We start from the raw sequence: 11712 nt of genomic DNA, 5'->3' as shown, positions 1-11712 counted from the left end.
TGTTTAAACATCTTTATGCTCAGCAGTAGGTCTTCCAGCATGTAATAAGACTTTACTGCCCAGTAGGAAAAATCCTTGGATAAATAAGAGGATTCCTGTACCAATAAGTAGCCACTCGATAGCAATAATGTCTGCAATCGGACCGAAAATAAGCATACCTAAAGGCATCATAGAGGTAGATATCATACTAAGAATGCCAAATACTCTTCCCATATAATCACTATTCACTTTTTCTTGTAATAACACCGTTGCGGGTGTATTAAAGATTGGCATAGCTATTCCAGTAACTGTCATGATTATGAGATACAGCCAAAAAACAGGAATGACTCCGAGAGCCATTGTACAAAGACCAAATAATAAAGCAGATAATGTCATCGTATGCACTTTATTTTTAAAGCCACCCCATGTTGCGATTGCGATACCACCAATTAACATCCCAATGGCAAAGGCCATCTCGATAGCAGTCAAGCGCCAGACATCATTACCAAAGCTACGAGTAACTTGCAAAGGTGTTAAAAAGGCAGCAGGGGCAGCGAGCAGCATGAAAAAGGCAAAGAACAAGAATAAATGTTTCAAGAAAGCATGCTCTTTAATGTAGATAAAGCCTTGTTTCATATCACTAAAATAACCTGTTGTTTGTGGCTGATTAGCTTTCGCATGTGCAGGAATATGCAGAAATAATAAGAAAATAGCAATAGCAATAGCAGCTGTTGTCACATCAATAAAGAAAATAGACTCGATTGAAGCCATCGTTAATAATGCTCCACTTGCCATAGGTGCAAGAATCATGATAAAAGCTTGAATACTACTATTCGCTCCATTAACTTTCATTAAATGCTCTTCAGGTACAAATTGCGGTAAAATAGCGCCCACAGCTGGTGTTTGAATACCTGCACCAACTGCACGTACCGCCGATATGACAAACAATAGCCAGAGTTCATCATAGCCGATTAAAAATAAAATGGCTAAAAAGAGCGTAGATAAGGCGATCATGCCATCCGCCAAGATAATAAGCCATTTTCGGTTATAACGATCTGCCCAGACACCAGCAATAGGCGCTAGGAAGAAGGTTGGTAAAAAGCCACAAATAATCGCAATGGTCATCATGCTGCCTGATTGCGTTGTAAGCGTGATATACCATGTAATGGCATATTGCACAAGAGCAGAGCCAAAAAGTGAAATCGTCTGACTACTTAAAAAAAGTATTGTATTACGTTTCCAATGTTCCAATTTCGTCATCCCTTTCTAACAGTAATGCCTGTGTGGAAAGTAAAAAGACAACAAAAAAGAGGGGAGTAGAAGTCCCCTCTTTTCCAGTATTCCTAAAACAGACTAGACCTAATTCCATTTCCTTGCACAGCAGGCAAAGTGTACACATATTTAATTAGTAATGTGAAATCGTAGTCTAATTGAAGCTGTCATTTGGAATACCCTCCGTTCTATATAAGTTGTGTTGATTGTAGCATACAGTTTATGACTGCGTAAAGAATGAATCAAACAAAAATTAGGTTAAAATATAAAATAAGGAAATTGTAACGGAATAATAATGAAGTGTAGGTCATCTGTGTTTTTTGGGGGGATTATAATGATACATATTTTGGCATTAACTAAAGCGCTTTTTAAATAGGGTTATAGAAACAAATGATTTTGTTTTAGTCATACGTAGTAATTCAAATTCCATGATTATTATTTGATCCAGTTAGTGAAGTTGCTTCAGGAACGTGCATATAGCGTGAACTTATCATATACTAAAATAGAAAAATAGCAAATGGAGGAAATATGAGAAAGAAAAATAGTAAATGGAAACTTATTGCTTTAGTCGCTATGATTTTGATGTTATGCCTATCAGCAATCCCTGCTAATACAGTGAAGGCAAGCACGACACAGCCGAAACGAGAAATGCGGGCTGTCTGGATTTCAACGGTTCTCAATCTTGATATGAAAGCAGGTATGAATAAGGAGCAGTACACGGCTTGGGCACGCCAAACATTGGATCAATTAAAAGCCAATAAATTCAATACTGTTATTTATCAAGTAAGACCAACAAATGATGCAATGTATGCATCTGAGTTAGCCCCATGGTCGTCCTACATAACAGGGAAAAAACAAGGTACAAACCCCGGTTACGATCCTCTTACGATACTAGTAGAGGAGTCACATAAACGAGGGATGGAACTGCATGCTTGGATGAATCCTTATCGTGTAACAATGTCTGGACAAAAGCTAACTGACCTTGCTCCCGATAATGTAGCTATAACACATCCAAACTGGGTTGTTAAATATGGCAAACAATATTATTTAAATCCTGGTTTACCTGAGGTGCAAGACTATTTAGTTGAAATAGTAAGAGAGCTAGTAGCCAATTATGATGTTGATGCCGTTCATATGGATGATTATTTTTATCCATATAAAATTGCAAATGAGGTTTTCCCAGATCAAGCAGCTTACAAAAAATATGGTGCTTCCTTTAACAAGGTAGAGGATTGGCGAAGAAATAATGTGAACAGGCTTGTTGAAAATCTTTATACAGCTATTAAAGAGACAAAGCCATATGTACAATTTGGTATTTCACCATTTGGTGTATGGCGTAATAAATCATTGGATAAAACAGGAAGTGATACACGAGCTGGTGTCAATAATTACGATGATTTATATGCAGACGTCAGAACATGGATTCAAAATGGCACGATTGATTATATTACCCCGCAAATTTACTGGTCAAGAACATTATCTGTTGCCAAATATGGGACATTGTTAGATTGGTGGAGCCATGAAGTACAAACATATGCAAAAACGCATCCTGTTCATCTATATATTGGATTGGCTGATTATAAAGTTGGCAATGACAGTGATGCTGCATGGAAAAATAAAATGGAATTGCCCAGTCAAATACTAGAAAATCGTTCAGAAAAAGTAGCAGCCGATGGGCAAATGCATTTCTCGTTAAGAAGTTTTCAAAGCAATAAATTAGGCTATGCAACAATTGTTAGTCAACAGCTATATAATTATACAGCAATGACACCAGAAACAATTTGGAATGATGACGCAGTGCCGAACAAGCCGACTTATGTAGAAGTGACAAAGGAAACGGCAGGTCGTAAGATTGAAATTATTGACGATAATGAAACACAGCCACGTAAGTATGTTATTTATCGTTTTAAAGGGAACAAAGAAGGTTCCTACCATGACCCTCAAAATATAGTGGATGTTGTATATAATAAGGATGGCATCACTCAATTTGTGGACAAGTCAGCTCTTGCTAAGCAAAACTATACATACGGCATTACGGCCGTTTCTGCTACAGGTGTAGAAAGCAAGGAAGCTTTTGTAGTGAAAGAGGTTCAATAAATAATAAAACAGCTACTCAAGCGATTGAACCGCATGAGTAGCTGTTTTTTATTAATTTTCTTCGATATCTTTACGATTTTTCTTTAACATTTTTGAAAGCATTTCATACACAATTGGTACAACCACTAATGTTAATAGAGTGGATGATAATAAACCACCAATTACAGTAATGGCTAAGTCTTTTGATATTAATCCACTACCACCAGAACCAAGTGCCATAGGAACCATCGCACCGATTGTTGCAATAGCTGTCATCAATATTGGGCGTAAACGTGTAGCACCAGCTTCTAGAATGGCTTCACGCATGACTAAACCAGCATGTTCCATATGAATAATACGGTCAACTAATACGATGGCGTTCGTCACAACGATACCGATTAACATCAGTAGACCCATCATAACAGAAACAGAAATCGTTTGACCTGTTACGAATAAACCAACAAATGCACCGATTACGGCGAATGGAAGCGAGAAGAGAATAGCGAATGGAGCTAAACCTTCACCGAACGTAACAACTAAAATGAAGTATACAATCGCTATTGCCGCTAGCATAGCAACACCCAGCTTCGTGAATGTTTCTTGCATATCTGCAGCAACTCCAGCAACACCTGTTGTTACACCCTTTGGTAAATCTAATTTGTCAATTTTCTTATCGGCAGCAGAAGTTGCTTTTGAAATATCATCGCCGATAATCGTACCGGATACTGTTGCGAAGTATTCACCTTTTGAACGAGATAGTGAGTTAAGAGTCGTGCCTTCTTCAACATCTACTAGCTCACCAATAGTCATCGTTGTGCCTAATGCTGTTTTAACTTCAGTTGCTAAAACATCCTCAAGTGAAGTCGCAGCTGCTTTGGCATCACGTTGAACAATGACATCAATATCTTTTCCATCATTTTTCACGGTTGTTAAAACTTCTTGTGATGTATTTGCATTTAAAGCCATCACGATTTGAGCAGTTGTTAAACCATATTGAAGGACATTCTTCTGTTCTACTTTAAGTACATTTTCAACATATGGATCTTCGTTATCTGATTTAATATCTTCTAGGCCATCCACATCTTTTAAAGCACCTTCTACTTGATTTACAGCGTCTCGTAGCTTATCTAAATCATCACTATATAGTGTGTAGCTTACTTCGTTTGAAGACATAGACATTGAAGAGAAGTTCTGAGATTTCCATTCTCCTGATTGACCTATATTAAATACATAGTCTTCTACTTCTTCACGAGCTTTAGGGAAGTCTTTCATATCTGGATCAAAGATTAGGTACATTAAAGCTCCGCCAGCGCCTCCGCCCATCATCATTGCTGATGGATCGACATTGTTCGCATCTGTAATGGAAACTTGTAAAATATCAACGTCTTTGCGCTTCATTAATTCTTTTTCTACTTTTTCAACATTTGCTGCAGTTTCATCTGCAAGCTCTCCAGTTGAAGGAGTATATGTGAGGTACATAACTTTTTCTTCCTGTGATCCCATAAAGCTAAACCCAATTAAAGGAGTTAACGCTAGTGAACCTACAAGTAAGAAAATCGCAATTAGAGACGTAATAATTTTATGATTTAACGCTTTTTCTAAAACACCTTTGTACCATGTTGCTAGTTTACCAACTTCTTTATGCTGGCTTTCTTTTTTCTCACCGTATAGTTTTTTACGGAATAGGAAATGGGATAATGCAGGTACAATGGTAATGGCTACTAATAATGATGCACCTAATGCAAACGTCATTGTTAGTGCGAATGGCATGAATAGTTCGCCAACCATACCACCTACAAAAATAAGTGGAGCAAATACAGCCACTGTAACTAATGTTGACGAAAGAATCGGTTTAAACATTTCAATGGTTGCTTCACGAATTAAAGCTCGACCTGTTAATTTTTCTTGTTTTAAATGGATACGTCGATAAATGTTTTCAACAACTACAATCGAGTCATCGATAACACGTCCAATGGCAACGGTAATCGCCCCAAGGGTCATAATGTTTAATGTAATATCCATCCAGTTTAGTAGTAGTAATGCCATGAAAACTGAAACTGGGATCGAAACAATCGAAATAATGGTTGATTTGAAATCACGTAAGAATAACAAGATGATTAATACAGCAATTGCACCACCAAATACGGCCTTTTCAATCATGGTAAAGACAGAATCTTCAATTGGGGCACCTTGGTCAAGAGAGATATCTACGTTTAGGCCATCTAAACGTTTTTCTTCATCTTTCATAAGGTCTTTAACGGCATTGACAACAGTTACAGTGTTAGCATCTTGACCCTTAACGATTTGAATGGCAATAGCATCTTGACCGTTTGTACGGGACACAGATTGTACTTTACCTTCTACTTCAATCTTTGCAATATCACCCAGACGAACGAATGGTGAAGGATTTGTTGCTGAAGGTGTGACTGGAATTAATAAATCTTTTAGTTCATCTACGGACTTTACTTTACCGTCTACAGAAACTGCTTGTTCTCCAACAGTAAATTGATATAAACCAAGTGATAGTGACATATCGCTTGCTTGAATCATTTGCTTGACTGATTCCTCTGTTAACCCTAATGCAGCCATTTTTTCTTCATCATATTTAAAGGATACTTGTTCAATATGCTGACCTGTAATGGTTGCAGAGGCAACACCATCAATTTTTTCAATCTTAGGAAGTAAAACATCTTCTACTGTAGAAGTAAGATCGACAATATCTTCCTCAGAACTACTAACGGATAAAGCTACTACTGGCATCATGTTCATACTGATAGCCATAATAGTTGGCTCTTGAGCACCTTCAGGCAATTTTAGATTATCTAAAGCTGCTTCTAACTGACGCTTTTTTTCATCCATATCAATGCCATAGTCGTATTCAACCTGCACTTGTGCTACGTTGGAAGAGGATGTTGAGTAAACTGCCTTCACATCTTCTAAGCTTTCTATGGATTTTTCGAATGGGATGGAAAGCTCATTCATGACTTGTTCAGGCGTTGCACCTGGATATACGCCCATGACAATTAAGTATGGGATCGAGATATCAGGTATAGATTCCATTTTCATTCTTGTGCCGGAATAAATACCAGAGACAGTGATGATAATTGTTAATAACCACACTGCCAATTTGTTTTTCAATACGAAATTAACTAAACCTTTCACCTTCACACCTACCCTTTATTGACTAACTAAATTCAATTATTTATACTAATGACTAATCGGTCATTTGTCAACGAAATGCATTAGGAGAGAGTTAAAAATATGTTAAAAAAGCAATTAATTATGGAGAAAGCATTAGAGCTGTTTTCTGAACAGGGTTTTGAAGCTACATCAGTACAGCAAATAACAGAACGTTGTGGGATTTCTAAGGGTGCGTTTTACTTATCCTTCAAAACAAAAGACGAGCTTGTTATCTCTATGGTTGACTACTACTTACAACAATTTATTACAGATGTTGACCGAGTAGTCAGAGGGGCGTATAACAAAGAAACGATTTTGGTTGAATTTTATAAAAGTATCTTTCAGGCATTCAAAAATCACTCTGCATCTGCTAGAGTATTTTTTAATGAGAAGGTCTTTCTAACAAAAAAAGAGCTATTTCATAAAATAACAGCGTATGAAGCAGAGATGTCTAAATCTATCATTTATATGCTGGAGCAACTTTATCAGGATAAGCTACAAGAAACAAAATACGATGTCATGTATTGTATTAAAGGTTTTATGAAGAGCTATGCGGAACTTTTTATCTTTTCAGATATGCCTCTCGATTTAGAACAACTTGCGAAATCTTTAGCAGAAAAAACAGATATTATTGCACGACATACAACGATACCTTTTATTACGAAGGAGCTTGTTACTTTTATAGCGAAGCCTTGCGAACAGGATATTTCAAAGGAAATGTTACTGCAGTTAATTGAACAAAATATTGATAATACTGAGGATTCTATTGAAAAAGAATCATTGGAACTGCTAAAACTCGAAATAGAAAAGCCAACATACAGTAAAGCCATCGTAAAGGGGCTAATAGAAAATCTACGACTTAGCCCTGCGTATCATTGGATTGCTTATGTATGTGCAAAATACTTAAATATTTAAATTATAGGATAGAATTGCTCACTTTAGATCGGTGAACAATTCTATTTTTTTATTTTTCTTTCAAATGTATGGAAATATTTATTAAATGTGGCAGAGCTCGGTAAGCCTCTAATGCACTACTAAAAGGGTCTTGAATCCATAATAATCGTTCGAGAAAATCCTTCACTTCTATCGGTAAATTCAATTCTTGTTGCCACGTGTCCTCTTTCTTTTTACGTGGCTTAAAGTCTGAATAAAGTAAGAACAATAGAAAATGGCCCACGAAATATAGATCGCTAATATGATTTTCAGCTCGCTTCGGGTTTTGTATAGAAGAAAGTTCCACTGCCTTTTGTAATGTCGTTGCGAGACCAAAATCTATAATGTGTAATTGTTGATCAACCAATAAGATATTAGGTATACGTAAATCTCGATGGACAATTCCGTGATTGTGTAGCAGGATAATTTGTTCTAAAAGCTGTTTGGTTATTTCAAGTGACTGAGCGACAGTAAATTTAACACCTTCTTGAAAAATAAGCTGTTCAAAGGTTTGGCCGTTTATATAGTCCATCATAAAATAAGGCATATCTTGGATAGTTCCAGTCGAATGGATTTTAGGTATATTCGGCAATGATAATTGCTGTAGAATTTGAATTTCCTGCCTGAATTTATGTATGGTCTTTTGGTGATGACGATGCTTGGGACGCAGGCATTTTAAGACGAACAGACCTGTTGATGAGCAATTTTCAATTAAGTACGCACGACCATATGAGCCAAAGCCAAGAAATTTTTTAAACGTGAAATCTGGATGCTCAGCTATGAAAAGCTCTACAGCATAATCAAAGTTTTTTTCTGAAAGTCGTTTCCACCACATTAGCTACTGAAAAAACTCAAAGAGCTGAAAAAACTACGTGAGCTTTTACGAGAACTACGTTTATAATGCTTATGGCCATAATAATTATGGCGTTTGGAATATCTGCGACGACTGCTTGATGAAGAATAATGACGTTTGGATTTACCATTGAGTAGGGATTGAAGAAGTTTATTTAGCATAAAACGCTCCTTTTGGATGTTGTTATTACTATATACGCAAAAATAAAAAGGGAGGTTTCAAAAAAAGAAAAAAATTAAGTAAATTTACAATTAGCAAAAAGAAAGAAGCTATGTACATATTACATAGCTTCTTTCCATGAGGCTAAACCTCCATAATAATCGGTAGAATCATTGGACGACGTTTTGTTTTTTCAAATAGGTAAGGACCTAAAACGTCTGTAATTTCGTTTTTAAGCTCTGTCCATTGAGGAGGGGTTTTGCTTTGAATGGTTTCATTCAGATGACGATTAAGCATTTTTTGAGCTTCATTGATCATCGTACCTGACTCGCGCATGTAGACAAAGCCACGGGAAATGATATCAGGACCTGAAACAATTTTTTGATTTTCCATATCTACGCTTACGACTACGATAACTAGGCCTTCTTCAGAAAGAATGCGACGATCGCGCAACACAATATTACCGATATCTCCAATACCATTACCATCGATATAAACATCACCAGAAGGGATACGACCAGCCACATGTGCCTCATTGGCACTTAGTGCTAACACATCGCCATTTTCCATAACAAATGTATTTTCAAGTGGTACATCGCAATCTTCTGCTAAGTGTGTATGCATTTTTAACATACGGTATTCGCCATGGATAGGCATAAAAAACTTAGGTTTCATTAAACGTAGCATCAATTTTTGTTCTTCTTGTGAGCCGTGACCAGAAGTATGGATATTGTTTAATGCACCATGAATAACTTCTGCACCCGCACGGAACAATAAATTGATGATTTTATTAACACTCACAGTATTACCAGGAACCGGTGAAGAAGAGAAAATAACTGTATCACCAGGTTGTATTTGGATTTGACGATGAGTACCATTGGCAATACGTGATAATGCAGCCATTGGTTCACCCTGTGAGCCTGTACATAAAATCATTACTTCATTTGCTGGAAGTCGATTAATGCTTTGAGCATCAATAAATGTATCTTTTGGAGCGTTGATATAACCAAGCTCGCGCCCAATTGTAATCGCATTATCCATAGAGCGACCAAAGACAGCAATTTTTCTTCCATATTTGATAGCAGCGTCTGTTGCTTGTTGTAAACGGTGAATATTTGACGCAAATGTAGCAAAAATAATTCGGCTATCCACTTTACGGAAAATTTCATCGATACTTTTGCCAACTGTACGCTCTGACATTGTAAAATTAGGCTTTTCAGCGTTTGTACTATCTGATAGTAAGCAAAGTACGCCATCTCGTCCTATTTCGGCCATCTTTGTTAGGTTGGCTGGTTCGCCAACAGGTGTAAAGTCGAATTTAAAGTCACCTGTATGAACGATATTACCAGGTGGTGTTTTAACAACAATTCCATAAGCATCAGGGATACTATGAGTTGTTCTAAAGAAGCTAACAGATGTTTTTCTAAATTTAATAACATCTTCTTCTTTAATTTCGATGAGTTTAGTTGTACGTAGCAAGCCATGTTCTTCTAATTTATTACGTAATAAGCCAAGTGCGAGCTTACCACCATAGACTGGAACATTCACTTGACGTAAAAGATAAGGAATACCGCCAATATGATCCTCATGTCCATGTGTAATAAATAGTCCTTTGATTTTATCGACGTTACGTACTAAATACGTATAGTCTGGAATAACATAGTCAATGCCGAGTAAGTCATCTTCTGGAAATTTAATGCCAGCGTCAATTAAAATAATTTCATCTTGAAATTGAACGCCATAAGTATTTTTGCCGATTTCGCCCAGTCCGCCGAGCGCGAAAACAGCTGCTTGGTCATTTTTAACAAACTTCATGTTTGTTAAATTTCCTCCAAGACGAAGTTCGGGCTTGCTTGTTCGTACTCCAAATAGTTACCTTCAAGCAGCTGGACGAACTCGATATTGTAGTTACGGTCTTTTAACTTTTGACGTACTTCTCGTTCTGAAGCAGCTTCAAGATATAGACTTTTAGTATTTTCGCGAACTGGAATCTCATTTGCATTTTCTTGATAATAAACTTTGTAAATCATAGTTTGCTCTCCTTTAATTGCGTACAATTTTATTGCACCTTTGACTACTACCACACACGTGCTACAAGAAAACAACGAATTTCTTATAAGAAGAAATGTACGTTTGTAGTCCTTGTATCTCAATACTTCGGTTGTGCACTATGTTATAAAATGAATAGGAAGTAGTGAGACAGTGGTTGCGTATAGCCAAATAAATGCATTTCCTTTATATTATCACGCAGTTCCTCTAAAATAAAGAAAAGCCCTTCAAATAATGAAGGGCAAATGTTAGGCAATTGATTTTTTTCCGAGTACGCCGCGAAGTTGCTTCAACAATTTCCGTTTTAGTTTCTTCAGCATGGCACATCACTCCTTAGGATCATTATAATCAAAATTATTGTCTGTGTAAAGTCATTCACCTTGATGGGTACTATTTATAGAAAGGGATTATAAAATGAATAAAATTTTGTTTTTTGATGTTGATGGCACTCTCTATAACAGCGAAAAAAAATTACCTGAATCTGCAAAAAATGCTCTTTTGGAAGCACGCTGCAATGGCTATGAATTGGCGATTGCTACAGGTCGTGCACCTTTTATGATTGAATCATTACTAGAAGAACTTGATATTAATACGTATGTTACTTTCAATGGACAGTATGTTGTTTATAAGGGTGAGGTTGTCTATACGAACGGAATTGAAAAAGATGAATTAGCTAAAATTATTGCTTTTGGTGAAGCGCGCAATGAACCGGTAGTGTTTTTAGATGACAAACGTATGATTGCGTCTGTCAGTGACCATATGATGGTAGCAGAAAGCTTGGATACACTTAAATATCCGTATCCAGAATTAGATTCATCCTATTATATGCAGAATGATGTATATCAAACACTTATATTTATGGAAGAAAAAGATGAACCTTTATATTGTGAAATGTTTCCGAATGTCCAATTTGTCCGTTGGCATCCGTATTCTTGTGATATTTTGCCAAAGGGTGGTTCGAAGGCGGTAGGGATTGAAAAAGTATTGGATAAAATGGGCATCACATTAAAGGATGCCATTGCTTTTGGAGATGGTATTAATGATATAGAAATGCTACAAGCGGTTGGGACCGGTGTTGCAATGGGAAATGGTCATGAACGAGTGAAGGCTATTGCACATCATATTGCCGATCATGTAGATGCAGATGGTCTCGCTAAAATAATGCGCAAGCTTGCTATCATATAATAAAGAAACAACTAGTTGACAATCGT

8 protein-coding genes are annotated in these 11712 nt (G+C 36.7%); 3 read left to right on the top strand and 5 right to left on the bottom strand.

The annotated features are described in order from the left end of the window. Window positions 1–3: 3 nt before the first annotated feature. The gene (locus tag AC3CH7_RS06035) at window positions 4–1239 is read right to left on the bottom strand and encodes an MFS transporter (protein ID WP_036160906.1); all 1236 of its coding nucleotides are present in this window, start codon (window positions 1237–1239) and stop codon (window positions 4–6) included. 540 nt (window positions 1240–1779) lie between these two features. On the opposite strand from AC3CH7_RS06035, the gene AC3CH7_RS06030 reads away from it, so the two are divergent. Then, window positions 1780–3348 carry a glycoside hydrolase family 10-like protein gene (locus AC3CH7_RS06030; protein ID WP_281486710.1) on the top strand — a complete coding sequence of 523 codons (1569 nt, stop codon included), beginning with the start codon at window positions 1780–1782 and terminating at the stop codon, window positions 3346–3348. A gap of 51 nt (window positions 3349–3399) precedes the next feature. Here AC3CH7_RS06030 and AC3CH7_RS06025 read toward each other — a convergent pair whose 3' ends face one another. Beyond that, entirely contained in the window at window positions 3400–6489 is a 3090-nt protein-coding gene (locus AC3CH7_RS06025; protein WP_031418855.1) for an efflux RND transporter permease subunit, read from the bottom strand. Window positions 6490–6588: 99 nt separating this feature from the next. Here AC3CH7_RS06025 and AC3CH7_RS06020 point away from each other — a divergent pair, with 99 nt between their 5' ends. Continuing rightward, window positions 6589–7422, top strand: coding sequence for a TetR/AcrR family transcriptional regulator (locus AC3CH7_RS06020; protein WP_031418856.1), 834 nt, complete (start codon window positions 6589–6591; stop codon window positions 7420–7422). A 49-nt stretch (window positions 7423–7471) separates the two neighbouring features. Here AC3CH7_RS06020 and AC3CH7_RS06015 read toward each other — a convergent pair whose 3' ends face one another. The 3 genes from AC3CH7_RS06015 to AC3CH7_RS06005 form a co-directional block, all read right to left on the bottom strand. Then, window positions 7472–8275, bottom strand: a complete 804-nt coding sequence (locus AC3CH7_RS06015; RefSeq protein ID WP_488381614.1) for a serine/threonine protein kinase — start codon at window positions 8273–8275, stop codon at window positions 7472–7474. A gap of 321 nt (window positions 8276–8596) precedes the next feature. Next, the gene (gene rnjA / locus AC3CH7_RS06010; protein ID WP_012293081.1) at window positions 8597–10267 is read right to left on the bottom strand and encodes a ribonuclease J1; all 1671 of its coding nucleotides are present in this window, start codon (window positions 10265–10267) and stop codon (window positions 8597–8599) included. A gap of 5 nt (window positions 10268–10272) precedes the next feature. Beyond that, window positions 10273–10482 carry a DNA-dependent RNA polymerase subunit epsilon gene (locus AC3CH7_RS06005; protein ID WP_012293082.1) on the bottom strand — a complete coding sequence of 70 codons (210 nt, stop codon included), beginning with the start codon at window positions 10480–10482 and terminating at the stop codon, window positions 10273–10275. A gap of 433 nt (window positions 10483–10915) precedes the next feature. On the opposite strand from AC3CH7_RS06005, the gene AC3CH7_RS06000 reads away from it, so the two are divergent. After that, the gene (locus AC3CH7_RS06000; RefSeq protein ID WP_012293085.1) at window positions 10916–11686 is read left to right on the top strand and encodes a Cof-type HAD-IIB family hydrolase; all 771 of its coding nucleotides are present in this window, start codon (window positions 10916–10918) and stop codon (window positions 11684–11686) included. The last annotated feature ends 26 nt before the right edge of the window (window positions 11687–11712 follow it).

The sequence above is a fragment of the Lysinibacillus sp. F12 genome (genome assembly GCF_057773605.1).
The sequence above is the reverse complement of the archived record's forward strand: the minus strand, read 5'-3'. Positions and strand labels throughout refer to the sequence as shown.